Below are 16,582 nucleotides of genomic sequence, written 5' to 3'. Positions count from 1 at the left end.
CAAGTGCACACATCAGACGAGAAAAATTGACTTTAATTAAGAACACACGTAAAAAAATGTCACACAAACATCCTGGACGGATTAAATAATAAACAAAGGAGATTGTTATGGCAGATAAGAAAGCGACCCTTCATATTGAAGGTAAAGCGCCAATCGAGCTGCCGATTATGGATGGGACTGTAGGCCCACAAGTAATCGACGTTCGTAAACTAGGAGCCAACGGATACTTCACTTTTGACCCTGGTTTTCTTGCCACTGCATCTTGTGAATCTCAAATCACTTATATCGATGGCGAAAAAGGGGTGTTACTGCACCGCGGCTTCCCTATTGATCAATTAGCCAATAACGCTGATTACTTGGAAGTTTGTTATATTCTTCTTTACGGTGAAGCCCCTAATCGTAAGCAATATGAAGAGTTTAAACATACAGTGACGCGTCACACTATGGTTCATGAGCAAATCGCAAGTTTCTTCCACGGTTTCCGCCGTGACGCTCACCCAATGGCTGTAATGTGTGGTGTGGTTGGAGCGCTTGCTGCGTTCTACCATGATTCACTTGATATTAATAATGATATACACCGAGAAATAGCGGCTTACCGCCTACTCTCAAAAATGCCAACATTGGCGGCGATGTGCTACAAGTATTCTGTCGGCCAACCATTTATCTACCCGCGTAATGACTTAAGCTATGCCGAGAACTTCCTACACATGATGTTTGCAACGCCGTGTGAAGAGTATGAAGTGAATCCTGTGGTTGCACGCGCGATGGATAAAATTTTCACACTGCATGCCGATCATGAACAAAACGCGTCAACCTCAACGGTTCGCCTTGCCGGTTCTTCTGGTGCTAACCCGTTTGCCTGTATTGCGGCTGGCATTGCCTCGTTGTGGGGGCCTGCTCATGGGGGTGCTAACGAAGCCTGTCTGCGTATGCTAGAAGAGATAGGCAACGTTGATAACATTCCTGAGTATGTCGTCAGAGCAAAAGATAAGGATGATCCATTCCGCTTGATGGGTTTTGGTCACCGAGTTTATAAAAACTACGACCCAAGAGCGACGGTAATGCGTGAGGCTTGTCATGAAGTGCTCAAAGAGCTGAATATTCAGGACCCACTATTGGATGTGGCGATGGAACTTGAGCGCATCGCGCTTTCTGACGAATACTTTGTTGAGAAAAAACTCTACCCTAACGTGGATTTCTACTCAGGTATTATTCTGAAGGCTATCGGTATTCCAATCTCTATGTTTACCGTTATCTTCGCAATGTCTCGCACTATCGGTTGGATTGCCCACTGGAATGAAATGCACAGTGATCCAGATAATAAAATTGGCCGTCCTCGCCAACTTTACACTGGTCAAAAAATGCGTAACTTTAAACCGTTACACGAACGCGAATAGCAAACCCAGTCATAGTACCTAATAGAAAAGAGCGAGTTCCCACTCGCTCTTTTTTCATTTGATACATTGATCAGAAACAAGCCCACTACACAGGGTTATTGATATCGATAAACTCAACCTCAAAGCCATATTCGCTCGCTAACCATTCTCCCAGTGCCTTCACACCATAACGCTCTGTGGCATGGTGCCCTGCAGAAAAATAATGAATATTTTGCTCTCTTGCTGAGTAGGTAGTCCGCTCTGATATTTCACCAGAGATGAACGCATCTAATCCGTGCTGCGCCGCTAGATCGACGAAATCTTGCCCACCACCAGTACACCAACCCACCGTTTTGATGATTCTGTTTGAGCTCGGAGCTACGTGCAGTGGCCGTCGTTGTAAAGCTTGCTCGATTCGTTGACTGAGCTCATCGGCTGTCAACGCTTGTTCAAAATGGCCGAACATGGCGACCGACTGCGGGTGCCCTTCTAATCCGCCATCAACATGAATCCCCAACAAATCAGCTAGCAATTTGTTATTACCTAATTCTGGATGGATGTCTAACGGCAAGTGATATGCGTATAAATTTATATCATTTCGTATCAAAGCTCGGATCCGGTGGCCTTTCATTCCACGGATGGACTCAGGCTCACTTTTCCAAAAATAACCATGATGCACTAATAAAGCGTCAGCATTTCGTTCAATTGCTTGTTCAATCAGCGCTTGCGAGGCCGTCACACCCGTCACAATCTTTTTGATTTCAGTGCGACCTTCAACTTGCAATCCATTAGGGCAATAGTCTTTAATCAATTGAGGATTAAGCTTTTGATTGAGCAGAGCTTCAAGTTTTAAATTATCCATCTTTCATTCCAAAATTGAGTTTTATCATTAGCGTGGTTATAACAATTTCAAGCTAGAATGTCGAAAAATAAGGACGAGAACAATTAATGACAATGGACCTCAACACACTGGCACACTGGGTGTCGACAACCCCTACTCTTTTCCAAGGAGAGGGTGTGGTCGCGGCGCGTACTCCTTTTTTACCCAATGTTCCGATATTGAAAGAAGAATACAGAGGGAACCCTAGATTAGGCTTTCTCTACCAGCATTTATGTTCTTTATTGTTTACGCTAAACCCCACTTATTCCGCCGTTTCTGAAGAAATTCAATTGAACGAAGCAGGAAGTACACTAGGTTCGCTAGATTTTGTCATCAAAAATAAACGCAGTCAGCGTTATGAGCATTGGGAAGTCGCAGTGAAGTTTTACCTGCTACATCAAGGGCTGTGGTATGGTCCCAATGCTCAAGATCGATTAGATCTCAAACTTGAACATATGTTGAACCACCAATTGACCCTTTCCCAATCAGCCCAATTTAGTGCGGCTTACCCACTTTGGCGTGACGTTAGCCGTCATTTACTAATGCAAGGGCGCTTGTATGTAAACCCTTTTCACGATGAGCCTGTTCCTAGTGAATGCCTAGGTTATAAACTCAATCTGTCACAAATTGCTGGTTTTTGGTGTTATCAAAGCCAGTCACATCAAATAGATGAAGCATTATTCTTACTGGAAAAGCCTCAATGGATTAGCGGGAAAGGTAAAAACTGCACGCGTTACACAGCAAATGAAGAGCATGGTTTTGTGCATTGCCAAAGTGACAGCGGAAAGTTCTGGTTCATCGTTCCCGACAGTTGGCCTCAGCTTTAAGCAAGATAATAGACGACTAAATAAAATAGGCGGCCTCTGGCCGCCTATTTTAATTGATAAGTTTGCTTACAAACCAGCGTCGGCAAAGACTTGATTAACAATCTGTTGCGCTTCCGCTTCGATTTGCTTGAGGTGCTCATCGCCCTTAAAACTTTCACAATAGATCTTATAAATATCTTCTGTGCCTGATGGACGAGCAGCAAACCAGCCATAATCAGTGGTCACTTTTAATCCACCGATGGCTGCGCCATTGCCGGGAGCATGCGTCAAGCGGGCTGTGATCTCATCTCCCGCTAATGTTTGCGCAGAGACCATCTCTGGTGATAATTTGCTCAGCACTGCTTTTTGTGGGCCATTTGCGACAGCTTGAATACGACTATATTTAGACTCTCCATGTTTCGCGGCCAGATCTTCATAATATTGCTGCGGATTTTTACCTGTGACAGCGGTGATTTCCGCCGCCAGTAAGCAAAGAATAATACCGTCTTTATCCGTTGACCAAGGCGTTCCGTCTTTACGCAGGAATGACGCACCTGCGCTCTCTTCACCACCAAAACCGAAGTGACCACTGTATAAGCCATCAACAAACCACTTAAAGCCGACAGGTACTTCACACAGCTCACGGCCAAGATCGGCGACCACACGGTCAATCAATGCACTTGATACTAACGTTTTACCAACAGCTACTTCTTTACGCCATTGCTTGCGGTGACGATACAGATAATCGATGCATACGGCTAAGAAATGGTTTGGGTTCATCAAACCTTTCGGAGTGACAATGCCGTGGCGGTCGTAGTCAGGGTCATTACCAAACGCGAGATCATACTGATCTTTTAACGCTAATAACCCCGCCATTGCATAAGGAGAAGAACAGTCCATACGCACTACACCATCTTTATCGAGTGACATAAATTGGAATGTCGGATCCACCGCTTCGCTCACCAGTGTTAAATCAAGCTGATACGCTTTGCCAATTTGACGCCAATAATCAATACCACTGCCACCGAGCGGATCAACACCCAGTTTTAGATTGGCTTTTTGGATGGCCTCCATATCAATCACATTCACTAAGTCATCAATATAAGGTTTCACAAGATCAACTTGTTTAAACAGCGGCGATTGCTTTGCCGACATAATAGGCAGACGCTTCACGCCTTGCATGCCTTCTGCAATGATCTCATTGGCACGGTTTTCAATCGCTTGGGTGATTTCCCCTTCAGCAGGGCCGCCATGGGTAGGATTGTATTTAATACCGCCATCTTGTGGTGGATTATGAGAAGGCGTGATCACAATGCCATCAGCTTTTTGCGCGTGCTTCAAGTTATGAGTCAAGATTGCGTGTGAAATACCCGGCGTTGGCGTATAGCCATTATCCTGTTGAACGATCACTTCAATTTCATTAGCGATCAGTACTTCAAGTACACTAGAAAAAGCAGGCTCAGAGAGTGCGTGCGTGTCTTTTCCGACAAAAATCGGCCCAGTGGTTCCTTGCTGAGCGCGCACTTCTGCTACCGCTTGAGCAATAGCAAGAATGTGGTTTTCGTTAAATGTCGATTTATCCGCGCAACCACGATGCCCCGAAGTACCAAATTGCACTTTATGGTCTGGGTTAGCCGCATCAGGTTGAAGTAAAAAGTAGTTTGCAACGAGCGCAGGGATATTATGTAAGTCTTCCTGCCGTGCTTTTTGTCCGGCGCGTGGGTGCATAGCCATTTTTGACATCCTTTCTTAAAATAACAACGAAATAAAAAGCCTCATGATACGGACTTAGTGGTCCGCAGTATGAGGCTTGAATCAGATTTTTATCTATGAATGGGCACAAATCAGATTGAGTGCGTCACTTTCTCAATAATGTCACTCGGGAAATTCATCAATACCATCAGCTGCTCGATCATCTGTTGTTTGCGGCTAGTATTGTTATTGGTAATGACCCAAAATGGTGTGTTTGGAATCGCTCTTGGCTTGGTTGTCTGCCCACTAGCAAGCAAGGTTTGCTCGTTGTCAGCAAAATACACACGCTTACGTCCTTTCACTAAGGTCGCTTCAGCAAAACTTACTGGATCGATACGGTATAAGGTTGAAAGCACCAACATAAAACGATCAATTGCTTTTTTCAAAGCCGCAAATTCATCAGAAATGAGCAAAGAACGCATCTCTTTTACGCTATCAATCTGTATCTCTTGTACGGCATCTTTACTCACAACAATGCCCTTGGGCTCGGTACTTACTTGCGTCACGACCGCTGCTGCAGACACTTTACCGTCAACATTGAGCAAACGGCGTAAAATATCCGACGCGCTTTCTCCAATATGTTGGGTTTGGCTGGCAATATAACGGTATAGATCCTCATCAACCTCAATTGTTTTCATTCGCTTTTCACAATCTCAATGTTTAAACTCTGAGGGATTATAGCGAGATCTTCACTGATACTCTACGTTAAACCAATCACTAATAAGATAAAATGTCAGCACTTCTTAATTACAAACTCGAAGGTGAAGGTCACACCGTTGTTTTGATCCATGGTTTATTCGGCAATTTAGACAACCTAGGTTTACTTGCAAGAGACCTAAAAGCCGATCACCAAGTATTGAGTATTGACTTGCGTAATCACGGTCAATCATTTCACAGTGAGGAACATGATTACGCGAGCATGGCATTCGATGTTGCTAGTTTACTCGAAGAGTTAGCTTGTGATTCTGTCACGCTGATTGGTCATTCAATGGGCGGTAAAGTTGCCATGAAGCTGGCTGACATCGCCTCATCCAAAGTCGCCAAACTGGTGGTTTTAGATATGGCACCCGTCAGCTATCAGCATCGGAAACATGATAACGTACTGGCGGGGCTCAACGCGGTTATTGCGCAGCAGCCTACCTCGCGAGCAGAGGTCATGGCCATTTTAGCGCAACATATTGAGCTAGAAGGCGTACGACAATTTCTCAGTAAATCGTTATTTAAACGAGAAGATGGTGTAATGAGCTGGCGTTTTAATGTTCCCGCCATTGAAAAAAATTACTGGAATATTTTAGGCTGGGAACCAATCCCTTGCAGCTCTGTTCCAACCTTATTGGTTAAAGGCAGCAACTCTGACTATCTACTAGCGGAACACCAAGAAATGATCCAGCAGCAGTTTAGCCAAGCGAAAGCGCACGTCATCGCCAACACAGGGCACTGGCTACACGCAGAAAAGCCCGTTGAAGTTTTACGAGCGATCAGGAAGTTCATTGGCAGCTAGCCGCTTTACTGTGAAACAACAAGTGTGAAATAGGTACCAATGCGCGCATTAACTTTGACGAATAACAGTGTTATAGTGCGCTCAAGCAAATTGGCATAAAGGATACCCATGCTGTACGACTACATGAACATGCTTGAGTCGATTGGACTCGATCTTCTTTTTGCGTCTATATTTTTCCTTATCGGTATGGCAATAAAAGATGTCCTTAAGCAAGGTAATGTACCGCCATTTGGGCGCCGTATTGTATGGCTAGTTCTGTTTTTAGGTTGTGCTGGTTTTATCCTTAAAGGACTTATCCAACTCAGTTGGGAAGGCACCGGACTGGGGTAAAGAACACGCTCATCCGCCAGAAAATGACAAATTAAAGGTAATGATTCTATGGCAAGTGTAGGCCTCTTCTTTGGTAGCGATACCGGTAATACTGAAGCCGTTGCGAAAATGATTCAAAAGCAACTGGGTAAGCAGCTCGTTCACGTTCAAGATATTGCGAAAAGCAGCAAAGAAGACATTGATAATTTTGACTTATTGTTACTGGGTATCCCTACTTGGTACTACGGTGAAGCGCAGTGTGATTGGGATGATTTTTTCCCAGAGTTAGAAGCGATCGACTTCTCGACGAAATTAGTTGCTATTTTCGGTTGCGGCGATCAAGAAGACTACGCTGAATACTTCTGTGACGCGATGGGTACAGTGCGTGACATTATCGAAAGCAAAGGTGCAACGATTATTGGCCACTGGCCAACTGAAGGTTATGAATTCGAAGCCTCTAAAGCCTTGGTTGCGGGTGACAATAGCCACTTTATTGGTTTATGCATCGATGAAGATCGTCAACCAGAGTTGACTGAACAGCGCGTCAGCACATGGGTTAAGCAGATTTATGAAGAGATGTGTTTAGCCGAACTTGAAGGCTAATCTCTTAAACATAAAAAATCCCCTTGCGAGGGGATTTTTTATTGGTCCATGTTCAAGCACTTTGCTTTACCAAAGTAGAAGACCGATAAATGGAGCAAGCAACACAGTGACCATGCCCGCAATCATCATCACCACACTCGACACTACCCCTTCAGCATTGCCAATTTGATACGCTTTTGCCGTTCCTGCACCGTGCGCGGAAGCGCCAAGACTGGCTCCTTTACCAAGCCCAGAGCGAATGGATAATAACGCTAACACCACTTCACCTACCGCCATGCCTATCACCCCAGTAAGTACCACAAACAGAGCAGTCAGATCACTTTGCCCACCAATTGACTTCGTCGCCTCAACAGCAAAAGGCGTGGTAATCGAGCGCATCGCTAAACTGCGCTGAAGCATATCGGGTAATTCAAACCAACGAGCCAACAAAACCGTGCTCCCCACAGCCACCACAACCGATACGATCACTCCCACGGATAGAGAGAGCCAGTGGCGCTTGATCAACAATCGGTTGTCATAGACAGGAATAGCAAAAGCCACTGTCGCCGGACCAAGTAGCCACAATAACCAATGAGATTCTGCCATATAGGTTTGGTAAGGGATGTGAAAGATCATCACAACAGCCACTAACAATATAGGGGCCAATAGCAGCGGCATTAAGAAAATAGAACGTTTACGTTGATAAAGGCACTTGCTGCCATAGTAAAAGGCCAAGGTTAACAGCAAGCAAAATACACCAAGCAGCGTTGAGGTAAGTAGTGAGCTCATGATGAACGCTCCACTTTAGTTAGGCGTATTGCCCGGTTGCTTTTTCTACGCGCTAGTATCAGCTCTAAACGATACATTTTATCAACGGTCCAAGCAGTAATAGCAATGACCATGATGGTACTGATGACAAGTACCGCCATAATTCGTAACCCTTGCTGTTGCATTAACTCTTGATAGTTAACGACCGCAATGACCGCTGGTACAAAGAACAACAGCATTTCCGCCAATAACCAAGTTGCTCCCTTGCGCAGCCAATCAACTTTTACAACTCGCATAATCACTAAAGTTAACAGCAATAGCATGCCAGTTAAATTTGCTGGTAAAGGAATATGAAAAGTGCTGACTAGAAAATCCGCCAAAAACCAGATCATTGATAGCGCAACAACTTGTACCACTGTTTGCAGATTGTTTTTTACTCTTTGGCTGTTTCTTATTCTTTGCATGATGAGACTAATGCCGTTTTGTGAAATTAGTCACATTATATTAAGCCATAAAACCATCGTAAAATGACTTTTTATTATCATTTTCATGCCAAAATGGAATGATAAAAGGAGATATTATGGATATTAAAGCACTGCGCTATTTTGTTGAATTGGTCAATCAACAAAGCTTTACCCGCGCATCCGAGCAACTGTTCGTCACCCAACCCACCATCAGTAAGATGATCCGCAGTCTAGAGCAGGAAATTGAACAGCCACTATTACATCGTGAAGGTCGACGTTTCTGGCTTACCGATGCAGGAGAGGTTGTCTATCAAAGAGCGCTAGAGATCTTAGCGCAGATGTCTCAGTTAGAAGCCGAATTGGTCGATCTCAATCAGGTAAAGCGGGGACAACTGCATCTCGGTATTCCACCAATGGTTGGACACCTTTACGCAGGTCTGATCCGCCAATACCGTCAAACCTACCCTCATGTAGAGCTCACCATCGTTGAGTATGGCGGACGTAAAATAGAGCAAGCTATTCTCAATGGCGAAATTGACGTAGCCGTCACCATGCTTTCGCCTCATCCGATTGACAATCTGCGGTCACTCTCCTTAGACAGTTACCCCATTTGCGCCGTACTCCCCGATTCATCTCCTTGGAAGCAGCAAGAAGCCATCGGTTGGGAGCAACTACAAAATGAGCCATTTTACCTCTATACCCATGATTTTACGCTGAGTGACTACATCCACTCATTCTGCCTACAACACGGATTTACACCACAAGTTGCAGCGCGCAGTAGCCAATGGGATTTTTTAGTCGCGTTGGTCAAAAGTGGCGTAGGCGTTGCTTTTCTACCCGAACCACTTTGTCGACGAATTCAAGGAGAAGGCGTCTTAGTCAAACCGATGACACCCAGTATTGATTGGCACTTAGGATTAATATGGCACGCGGAACGGTACGTTTCTCGCACCGCCGAAGCTTGGATTGAGCTGTGCCAAATGCAGAATGAACAGCCTTAGCGGTCACAAAAAGTAACCATTTTGTCTGCATCACTCTCTTCTCTGTATTTAGGTTTTTTGCGCACGTACAATTTACGTTGCACTTCAGAGACCACTTCGCCTTTGGCATCCTTAACATGGATAACAAATTCCGGAAAGCATTTATCCCCATTGGCCGTGCTCACTAAGATTGAATCCAGTTGGTCTTGCGTTATCAGAAACTCCGCATACAAATCAGAATGGCCCGGTTTGATAAAGTTGATGCTGGCCTCTTTGTCCCATACATAATATTGCTCACCCAAAATCCCCATTAACATCAAAGAGTAAACAGGGTCAGTAAGAGAGAAAATGCTGCCACCATACTGAGTGCGATTGGCATTTTTGTTCCACCACCGCAGCTTTAAGCGCATTTTCACCTGACGGAAGTCGCTACTAATTTCATCAATGTGGATACCAGCGCCCCAAAAAGGAGGCCAGCTATTTAACGCCCACTTAACAATATTTGGCTTATAAAATCTTGCTAAAGAGTGATTCATTCCGTGCTCACCTTTTAAACCTATCGACTCAATCACTAATAAATGTTACGCAATTGTAACTGGTAAGAGCTGTTATATCAGTGATATTGCGCGGCTTTGTGACAAATATAAAGTAACCCTTTGAACTTCGTGGTTTATTGTTAGCAGTGACTCCCCTATAATGATCGCAATTATGAATTCTGTTAACTGCTGCAGATCATCAACAGGAAAGTGTATGTCAGATAATAACCAAGCGCTCAAGGATGCAGGTCTTAAAGTTACCCTTCCTAGGCTAAAAATTTTAGAAGTGCTACAGCAGCCTGAATGCCAACATATCAGCGCTGAAGAACTGTATAAGAAATTGATTGATCTTGGTGAAGAAATCGGTCTCGCGACTGTTTATCGAGTATTAAACCAATTTGATGATGCGGGTATTGTCACTCGTCACCATTTTGAAGGTGGAAAATCCGTTTTTGAACTTTCAACACAACACCACCACGACCACTTAGTGTGCTTAGATTGTGGTGAAGTGATTGAGTTTTCAGATGAGGTGATCGAACAACGCCAAAGAGAGATTGCTGAGCAATATAATGTACAGCTCACCAATCACAGCCTTTATCTATATGGTAAATGTGCCGACGGCAGTTGCAAGCAGAACCCTAACGCGCACAAGTCAAAAAGATAGCCATCATTCTCAGCCTTGAGCTGGACGATAATAAAAAAGCCGGGTGAATCAATCACTCGGCTTTTTTGTGTAGAGAGAAAGGAGTGGTAAGCCACTCCTTTTTACTAGGTATGAATTAGAAATAATCTCGAATCAACACTTCCGCAATTTGTACCGCATTTGTTGCAGCGCCTTTTCTCACGTTATCTGCCACTACCCACATGTTAATGCCACTGTGGTGACTGATATCGTTGCGAATACGCCCTACAAGAACCGTATCCTTCCCTCCCGCATCGCGAACTTGCGTGGGGAAATCATTCCCGCTGAATACTTCAATACCTTCAGTTTTCTCTAATAACTCAATAACTTGCTCAGCATCAATCGGTAAGCGTGTTTCAATATGCAGTGACTCAGCATGGCCGTAAAAAACTGGCACGCGTACACAAGTTGGGTTGACCATAATGGTTGAGTCATTGAATATTTTTTGCGTTTCCCACACCATTTTCATCTCTTCCTTGGTGTAGCCATTATCCATAAACTGGTCGATTTGTGGGATGCAGTTAAACGCAATTTGCTGGCTAAACACATCAGGATCGGCCGAAACACCGTTTAACAGCCTTGCGGTTTGTCCCGCCAACTCATCAATGCCTGACTTCCCAGCTCCTGAAACGGACTGATAAGTTGATACGTTAATTCGCTCGATACCCACAGCGTCGTGAATCGGCTTTAACGCCACCAACATTTGGATGGTTGAGCAGTTTGGGTTCGCAATAATATTGCGGTTACGGAAATCCGCAATCGCTTCAGGGTTCACTTCAGGCACAACAAGTGGGATATCGTACTCATAGCGGAAATGTGAGGTGTTATCGATGACTACCACGCCTTCTTCTGTGGCAATAGGTGCCCATTTTGCGGACAATTCACCACCAGCGGAAAACAGTGCAATCTGAACTTGTGACCAATCGAAATCTTCAACATTTTGTACTTGTATGGTCTTACCATTGAAGCGGTAGAATTTACCTTCACTACGCTCACTGGCAAGTAGGTAAAGTTCACCAACGGGGAATTTGCGATCTTTGAGCACTTCAAGCATGGTTTCACCAACCGCGCCGGTTGCTCCTAAAATAGCGATATTAAATTCTTGGCTCATTTGTTACCTCTGTTTTAAAACCTAATTTAGCTAAGGGAGTGAGATCACACGACTCACTACCGACGACAGTCATCGCGCTATATTCTCTTCTATCCCAATAAAGTTTACGCATTTGATCAAAAGCACCTGGTTTGCCAATTTCACGGCGAAACAAGGCGTCATCTTTGCGTACGTCATAAATCAATTGGGTTAAACTGTGTAATGTTTCCTCATCCCAACCGCGTGATAAATACACTTTGGCAATGGGAATCTCGGGTAATAAACTACTGGCATTCGCGCAATGGTCATCGCCAAGATACTCACAAAAACTATTGAAAATCATGGTCGTGCCTCGGGCTTTACCTTCTAACCCATAGCCAGCCACATGTGGCGTCGCAAAGGCGAGCAAAGGCAGCAGTTCCATATCCACTTCAGGTTCAAATTCAAACACGTCTAAAGCGGCAATAAAACCATCATTTTTCTGTAGGCGTTGTTTCAGCGCTTGGTTATCCACCACAGGGCCACGAGCCGCATTGATCAAGATCTGATCACTGCGCAACTGGGCAAGTCGAACTTCATCAATCAAGTGATGAGTCGGCCATTCACCACTTTTAGTAATTAGTGTATGCAGCGTAATGACATCCGCTTTATCAAGTAAAACATCAAGATGAGTAAACTCGCGGCAATCACCTTGTGCTTGTTTTGGGGGATCGTTGAGCAGCACATTAATGCCAATCCCCGCTAAACACTCGGCTAAATAGCTGCCGACTTGACCAGCACCAATAATGCCAACGGTTTTCTCTAAGGCAGAAAAACCATGCTGCTGTGCTAACACCATCAATACACTGAAAACATACTCAGCCACTCCCACCTTATTACACCCCGGTGCGGCAGTAAAAAAGATGCCTCTTTCAGCCAAAAGCGCTTGATCAACGTGGTCCATACCTGCCGTCGCTGTACCAACAAACTTTAATTTATTGGCTTTCGCTAATAGTGCTTGATTTACTTTCGTAACAGAACGAATCATCAAGGCGTCAACGTCGATAAGATCATCAGCTGTTAAGCTTCTACCGGGTTTCAACACCACCTCACCAAGCTGGCTAAATAACGATTCAGCATAAGGCATGTTTTCATCAATAAGGATTTTCATAGCGGAGTTCACAATTTTCGAAATTGAAGGAATTGTGCAGAAAAGCGCACAGACTGTCGAGAAGAAATCCCGCTTTCCATAAAAATGCCCGGCTCCTCACGGAAACCGGGCAAAAACCCAGAACAAAAGGATCCCGTCCCGCTCTCCATGGGACAGAGTCTGCGTCTGTTCGATCAGCTAAGCTGACCCGCTCTGGAAACCTTTTTATTAGAGGTGTGTAGACTCATTAGCCTTGATACTTTTTGATCACTAGCGTCGCGTTCGTACCGCCAAAACCAAAGCTGTTAGACATCACAGTGGTTAGCTCTTGCTCGCGCATTTCGGTCACAATATCAAGGCCATCAGCCGCTGGATCTAAATTGTCAATGTTGATGCTTGGCGCGATAAAGCCGTGGTGAAGCATCAAGGTAGAGTAGATGGCTTCATGCACACCTGCCGCACCCAATGCGTGGCCAGTCATTGCTTTTGTTGCCGAGATAGCTGGGCTGTTGCCAGCGAACACTTCTTGAATGGCACCCAACTCTTTTACATCACCGACAGGTGTGGAAGTACCATGTGTATTGACATAATCCACACTATCTACCGCTTGCATTGCCATCTTCATGCAACGCACAGCGCCTTCACCTGATGGAGCCACCATGTCGTAGCCATCGGATGTCGCACCGTAACCGACGATTTCACCGTAAATTTTTGCGCCGCGAGCCAGTGCATGCTCAAGCTCTTCAACCACAACCATGCCGCCGCCGCCTGAAATCACGAAACCATCGCGGTCAGCATCGTAAGTACGTGACGCTTTTTCTGGTGTTTCGTTGTACTTAGTTGACAACGCACCCATTGCATCAAACATCATAGTTAAAGACCAATCGAGCTCTTCACCACCACCTGCAAACACAACATCTTGCTTACCCAATTGGATAAGTTCCATTGCGTGACCAATACAGTGAGCCGACGTCGCACAAGCGGAGCTCATGGTGTAGTTGACGCCACGGATTTTAAATGGCGTAGCAAGACAGGCTGAAACAGTCGAAGACATAGTACGTGGAACCATGTAAGGACCAACGCGCTTCACGCCTTTTGTGCGCAATGTGTCGACAGCAATAACTTGGTTATACGACGACGCACCGCCAGAACCAGCCACAATACCAGTGCGGTCATTAGAGACCTGCTCTGGTGCTAAACCTGAATCGGCAATCGCTTGTTCCATTGATAGGTATGCAAACGCGGCCGCATCACCCATAAAACGCATCTGTTTGCGATCAATATGGTCAGCAGGGTTCATTTTCAGGCTACCCCACACTTGAGAGCGTAAACCGTTCTCTTTGAACTGCTCAGAAGCGGTAATACCTGATTTGCCTGCTTTTAGAGACGCTAAAACTTCTTCGACGTTGTTACCGATACTTGAAACAATACCCATACCGGTGATTACGACTCGTTTCATGTGACATTCCTATAATTCAAAATTCGCTTAGATAATAACTAAGAAGAATAACAAAAGTGGTCAGCTTTCCCAGAAATTCGTACAATCTCGAGCTATATATCGCCCGATTTCACAGAATTACACCATTATGACCAGCATAACCAACGCAACACTGGGTTGGAATGAAGCGGGCACACCCGTTTCCGACCAATTCGATGACGTTTACTTTTCCAACGTTAACGGCCTAGAAGAGACGCGTTACGTGTTTCTTTCCCAAAATCATATACCACAAAGATGGCACCAATATGACCAAAAACGATTCGTCATTGCCGAAACGGGGTTTGGCACTGGGTTAAATTTTCTCGCTGTATGGCAAGAATTTGATGCGTTTAGGCAACAAAACCCAAATGCGCCATTGCAAGCGCTGCATTTTATCAGTTTTGAAAAATATCCGCTCAATAAACACGACTTGATAACAGCGCACCAAGCGTGGCCTGAATTAGCGACTTATGCGAAAAAGCTTCAACAACACTACCCGATTGCAGTACCAGAATGTCATCGCATTGTTCTTGATGATGGCGCCATTACCCTTGATCTTTGGTTCGGTGACATCAAAGAGTGTATGCCGCAAGTTCCCACGACTGAGCAAGGCGTGGTAGACGCATGGTTTTTGGATGGTTTTGCTCCCAGTAAAAACCCTGAAATGTGGAATCAAACACTGTTTGAGAATATGGCCAAACTGGCGAAACACAAAGCCACGTGCGCCACTTTTACCGCCGCAGGTTTTGTACGACGCGGATTGATAGAAGCAGGCTTTTCGATGAAAAAAGTGAAAGGCTTTGGCACCAAAAGAGAGATGATTGCTGGTCAACTGGAACACAAAACGCCGTACAGCAATATAAAACCTTGGTTTGCGATTGCGCCGACAACCAATGTTACCGACGTGGCGATCATCGGCGGCGGCATTGCTAGTGCCACATTAGCTAAAATGCTCAATCGCCGCGGTATCAATGTCAGCCTGTATTGCGCCGATCCTCAGGCCGCTCAAGGTGCTTCAGGTAACCGACAAGGTGCGGTTTACCCACTGCTGAATAAAAACCACAGTGGTGTATCGCGTGTTTTTGCGTCCGCTTTTCTGTTTGCTCGGCAATTTGTTGAGCAAATGGCGCAAACCGTCCCTTTTGATCATGATTGGTGTGGTGTGACCCAATTGATGTGGGATGAAAAATCGACCCAAAAACAGATGGCGATGCTTGAAGGGAAATTTAACCCTCAGCTAATGCACTACTGCGATCAACAAGCAACGTTACAAAACGTCGGCTTACCGACTGACATGGTCAGCTTACATTACCCACTCGGAGGATGGCTTTGCCCTGCTCAACTGACACAAGGCCTGTTTGACCAATTAAGCCAAAGTGAGCGATTCAACGCCTATTTCAATCACGAGGTGGAGTCTTTGCACTGGGATGAAATACAGCGGCAGTGGACATTAAGTATTAATGGTAACGAAAAGCACCATCAGTGTGTGGTCATTGCAAACGGTCATCAATTTGACCATTTCGAGCAAACACAAGCGTTGCCACTTGGCAAAGTGAAAGGACAAGTAAGCCATATTCCAACCTCAGAAACATTGCAAAAGCTGAGCAGCGTGTTGTGTTACGACGGCTATATGACACCGCACAACCCCAACACTCAACAGCACTGCATTGGCGCAAGCTATGACCGAAGTCAAATCAACCAAGCATTCGATGCGGCGGCGCAGCAAGAGAATGGACAACACTTAACCCGTTGTATTAACGACCAAAACTGGACACAGCAAGTCGATACATCTAGCAATCAATCTCGCCAAGGCGTTCGCTGTGTCAGCCGCGATCATTTGCCGTTTGTCGGGAATGTGGGCAACTTTGAACAGATCAAGATCGACTACCAGCCGTTACCGTCACAAGATCCGCAACAGACTCCATCTGTGGCTCACTATCCTCATTTGTACTGCATGCTCGGGCTAGGATCGCGAGGACTAAGTTCTGCGCCATTAATGGCTGAGTTGCTGGCTTCACAAATGAATGGCGATCCGCTACCACTTGCTGTTGATGTACTCGAAACGCTTCATCCAAGTCGAATGTGGGTGAGAAAACTCAAAAAAGGCAAAGCCATCACCGAACGTACTCCTCGATAAAACCCGTCATAGAAAAAAGCCTTACTTATCCAGCAAGGCTTTTTTAATGCTCACTTTTTCACGCGAAAAGGCGTGAGACTTAAGGTGAGACGAACTTAAAACGAGACAAGAAA

General features: G+C 45.1%; 17 protein-coding genes. 8 read left to right on the top strand and 9 right to left on the bottom strand.

Going from position 1 to position 16,582, the window contains the following annotated elements; translation table 11 throughout:
* Positions 1-107 precede the first annotated feature (107 nt).
* Positions 108-1,397 carry a citrate synthase gene (locus AACR75_RS11980; RefSeq protein ID WP_017042719.1) on the top strand — a complete coding sequence of 430 codons (1,290 nt, stop codon included), beginning with the start codon at positions 108-110 and terminating at the stop codon, positions 1,395-1,397.
* Positions 1,398-1,482: 85 nt separating this feature from the next.
* On the opposite strand, the gene AACR75_RS11975 is transcribed toward AACR75_RS11980, so the two are convergent.
* Positions 1,483-2,238 carry a Nif3-like dinuclear metal center hexameric protein gene (locus AACR75_RS11975; RefSeq protein ID WP_017042720.1) on the bottom strand — a complete coding sequence of 252 codons (756 nt, stop codon included), beginning with the start codon at positions 2,236-2,238 and terminating at the stop codon, positions 1,483-1,485.
* 86 nt (positions 2,239-2,324) lie between these two features.
* Between AACR75_RS11975 and AACR75_RS11970 the strand changes: the two genes are divergently transcribed.
* Entirely contained in the window at positions 2,325-3,083 is a 759-nt protein-coding gene (locus AACR75_RS11970) for a DUF1853 family protein (protein WP_047687810.1), read from the top strand.
* 66 nt (positions 3,084-3,149) lie between these two features.
* Here AACR75_RS11970 and pgm read toward each other — a convergent pair whose 3' ends face one another.
* Positions 3,150-4,796: a phosphoglucomutase (alpha-D-glucose-1,6-bisphosphate-dependent) gene (gene pgm / locus AACR75_RS11965; protein WP_026028060.1), complete on the bottom strand. Its 1,647-nt coding sequence runs from the start codon at positions 4,794-4,796 to the stop codon at positions 3,150-3,152.
* Positions 4,797-4,906: 110 nt separating this feature from the next.
* Positions 4,907-5,452 carry a replication initiation negative regulator SeqA gene (gene seqA, locus AACR75_RS11960; protein WP_010318681.1) on the bottom strand — a complete coding sequence of 182 codons (546 nt, stop codon included), beginning with the start codon at positions 5,450-5,452 and terminating at the stop codon, positions 4,907-4,909.
* Positions 5,453-5,544: 92 nt separating this feature from the next.
* Between seqA and AACR75_RS11955 the strand changes: the two genes are divergently transcribed.
* The 3 genes from AACR75_RS11955 to fldA all read left to right on the top strand — a co-directional run bounded on the left by AACR75_RS11955 (position 5,545) and on the right by fldA (position 7,227).
* Positions 5,545-6,315, top strand: coding sequence for an alpha/beta fold hydrolase (locus AACR75_RS11955; RefSeq protein WP_017045728.1), 771 nt, complete (start codon positions 5,545-5,547; stop codon positions 6,313-6,315).
* 108 nt (positions 6,316-6,423) lie between these two features.
* Positions 6,424-6,645, top strand: a complete 222-nt coding sequence (locus tag AACR75_RS11950) for a DUF2788 domain-containing protein (protein ID WP_010318683.1) — start codon at positions 6,424-6,426, stop codon at positions 6,643-6,645.
* A 48-nt stretch (positions 6,646-6,693) separates the two neighbouring features.
* Complete coding sequence (gene fldA / locus AACR75_RS11945) at positions 6,694-7,227, top strand: flavodoxin FldA (protein ID WP_013856340.1); 534 nt, start codon at positions 6,694-6,696, stop codon at positions 7,225-7,227.
* Between the two features lie 66 nt (positions 7,228-7,293).
* Here the strand turns inward: fldA and AACR75_RS11940 are convergent, their stop codons facing one another.
* Both AACR75_RS11940 and AACR75_RS11935 read right to left on the bottom strand, forming a co-directional pair.
* Positions 7,294-7,995: an LrgB family protein gene (locus tag AACR75_RS11940; protein WP_017048877.1), complete on the bottom strand. Its 702-nt coding sequence runs from the start codon at positions 7,993-7,995 to the stop codon at positions 7,294-7,296.
* Positions 7,992-8,438 carry a CidA/LrgA family protein gene (locus tag AACR75_RS11935; RefSeq protein ID WP_013856338.1) on the bottom strand — a complete coding sequence of 149 codons (447 nt, stop codon included), beginning with the start codon at positions 8,436-8,438 and terminating at the stop codon, positions 7,992-7,994. The genes AACR75_RS11940 and AACR75_RS11935 overlap by 4 nt, the downstream gene beginning before the upstream one ends.
* Positions 8,439-8,554: 116 nt before the next feature.
* Here AACR75_RS11935 and AACR75_RS11930 point away from each other — a divergent pair, with 116 nt between their 5' ends.
* Positions 8,555-9,439, top strand: a complete 885-nt coding sequence (locus AACR75_RS11930; protein WP_026028359.1) for a LysR family transcriptional regulator — start codon at positions 8,555-8,557, stop codon at positions 9,437-9,439.
* On the opposite strand, the gene AACR75_RS11925 is transcribed toward AACR75_RS11930, so the two are convergent.
* Entirely contained in the window at positions 9,436-9,954 is a 519-nt protein-coding gene (locus AACR75_RS11925; protein WP_010318688.1) for a DUF4442 domain-containing protein, read from the bottom strand. The two genes, AACR75_RS11930 and AACR75_RS11925, sit on opposite strands and share 4 nt — an antisense overlap.
* A 214-nt stretch (positions 9,955-10,168) precedes the next feature.
* Between AACR75_RS11925 and fcrX the strand changes: the two genes are divergently transcribed.
* Entirely contained in the window at positions 10,169-10,618 is a 450-nt protein-coding gene (gene fcrX, locus AACR75_RS11920; RefSeq protein ID WP_010318689.1) for a ferric iron uptake transcriptional regulator FcrX, read from the top strand.
* 115 nt (positions 10,619-10,733) lie between these two features.
* Here fcrX and AACR75_RS11915 read toward each other — a convergent pair whose 3' ends face one another.
* From AACR75_RS11915 to fabB, 3 genes are all read right to left on the bottom strand, one after another.
* Positions 10,734-11,747, bottom strand: coding sequence for an aspartate-semialdehyde dehydrogenase (locus tag AACR75_RS11915; RefSeq protein ID WP_013856334.1), 1,014 nt, complete (start codon positions 11,745-11,747; stop codon positions 10,734-10,736).
* Positions 11,731-12,876: a 4-phosphoerythronate dehydrogenase gene (locus AACR75_RS11910; protein ID WP_047687809.1), complete on the bottom strand. Its 1,146-nt coding sequence runs from the start codon at positions 12,874-12,876 to the stop codon at positions 11,731-11,733. Before AACR75_RS11910 ends, AACR75_RS11915 begins: the two co-directional genes overlap by 17 nt.
* 226 nt (positions 12,877-13,102) lie before the next feature.
* Positions 13,103-14,314, bottom strand: coding sequence for a beta-ketoacyl-ACP synthase I (gene fabB / locus AACR75_RS11905; RefSeq protein WP_013856332.1), 1,212 nt, complete (start codon positions 14,312-14,314; stop codon positions 13,103-13,105).
* 127 nt (positions 14,315-14,441) lie between these two features.
* Here fabB and mnmC point away from each other — a divergent pair, with 127 nt between their 5' ends.
* Complete coding sequence (gene mnmC / locus AACR75_RS11900; RefSeq protein WP_017050946.1) at positions 14,442-16,469, top strand: bifunctional tRNA (5-methylaminomethyl-2-thiouridine)(34)-methyltransferase MnmD/FAD-dependent 5-carboxymethylaminomethyl-2-thiouridine(34) oxidoreductase MnmC; 2,028 nt, start codon at positions 14,442-14,444, stop codon at positions 16,467-16,469.
* Positions 16,470-16,582: the final 113 nt, after the last annotated feature.

The organism is Vibrio sp. ZOR0018 (genome assembly GCF_963865925.1).
GTDB lineage: Bacteria > Pseudomonadota > Gammaproteobacteria > Enterobacterales > Vibrionaceae > Vibrio > Vibrio anguillarum.
The sequence above is the reverse complement of the archived record's forward strand: the minus strand, read 5'-3'. Positions and strand labels throughout refer to the sequence as shown.

Bases quoted from the DNA above. Each gene is read 5' to 3' on its own strand.
- AACR75_RS11980 (WP_017042719.1), top strand. From the start codon at position 108: ATGGCAGATAAGAAAGCGACCCTTCATATTGAAGGTAAAGCGCCAATC.
- AACR75_RS11975 (WP_017042720.1), bottom strand. From the start codon at position 2,238: ATGGATAATTTAAAACTTGAAGCTCTGCTCAATCAAAAGCTTAATCCT.
- AACR75_RS11970 (WP_047687810.1), top strand. From the start codon at position 2,325: ATGACAATGGACCTCAACACACTGGCACACTGGGTGTCGACAACCCCT.
- pgm (WP_026028060.1), bottom strand. From the start codon at position 4,796: ATGGCTATGCACCCACGCGCCGGACAAAAAGCACGGCAGGAAGACTTA.
- seqA (WP_010318681.1), bottom strand. From the start codon at position 5,452: ATGAAAACAATTGAGGTTGATGAGGATCTATACCGTTATATTGCCAGC.
- AACR75_RS11955 (WP_017045728.1), top strand. From the start codon at position 5,545: ATGTCAGCACTTCTTAATTACAAACTCGAAGGTGAAGGTCACACCGTT.
- AACR75_RS11950 (WP_010318683.1), top strand. From the start codon at position 6,424: ATGCTGTACGACTACATGAACATGCTTGAGTCGATTGGACTCGATCTT.
- fldA (WP_013856340.1), top strand. From the start codon at position 6,694: ATGGCAAGTGTAGGCCTCTTCTTTGGTAGCGATACCGGTAATACTGAA.
- AACR75_RS11940 (WP_017048877.1), bottom strand. From the start codon at position 7,995: ATGAGCTCACTACTTACCTCAACGCTGCTTGGTGTATTTTGCTTGCTG.
- AACR75_RS11935 (WP_013856338.1), bottom strand. From the start codon at position 8,438: ATGCAAAGAATAAGAAACAGCCAAAGAGTAAAAAACAATCTGCAAACA.
- AACR75_RS11930 (WP_026028359.1), top strand. From the start codon at position 8,555: ATGGATATTAAAGCACTGCGCTATTTTGTTGAATTGGTCAATCAACAA.
- AACR75_RS11925 (WP_010318688.1), bottom strand. From the start codon at position 9,954: ATGAATCACTCTTTAGCAAGATTTTATAAGCCAAATATTGTTAAGTGG.
- fcrX (WP_010318689.1), top strand. From the start codon at position 10,169: ATGTCAGATAATAACCAAGCGCTCAAGGATGCAGGTCTTAAAGTTACC.
- AACR75_RS11915 (WP_013856334.1), bottom strand. From the start codon at position 11,747: ATGAGCCAAGAATTTAATATCGCTATTTTAGGAGCAACCGGCGCGGTT.
- AACR75_RS11910 (WP_047687809.1), bottom strand. From the start codon at position 12,876: ATGAAAATCCTTATTGATGAAAACATGCCTTATGCTGAATCGTTATTT.
- fabB (WP_013856332.1), bottom strand. From the start codon at position 14,314: ATGAAACGAGTCGTAATCACCGGTATGGGTATTGTTTCAAGTATCGGT.
- mnmC (WP_017050946.1), top strand. From the start codon at position 14,442: ATGACCAGCATAACCAACGCAACACTGGGTTGGAATGAAGCGGGCACA.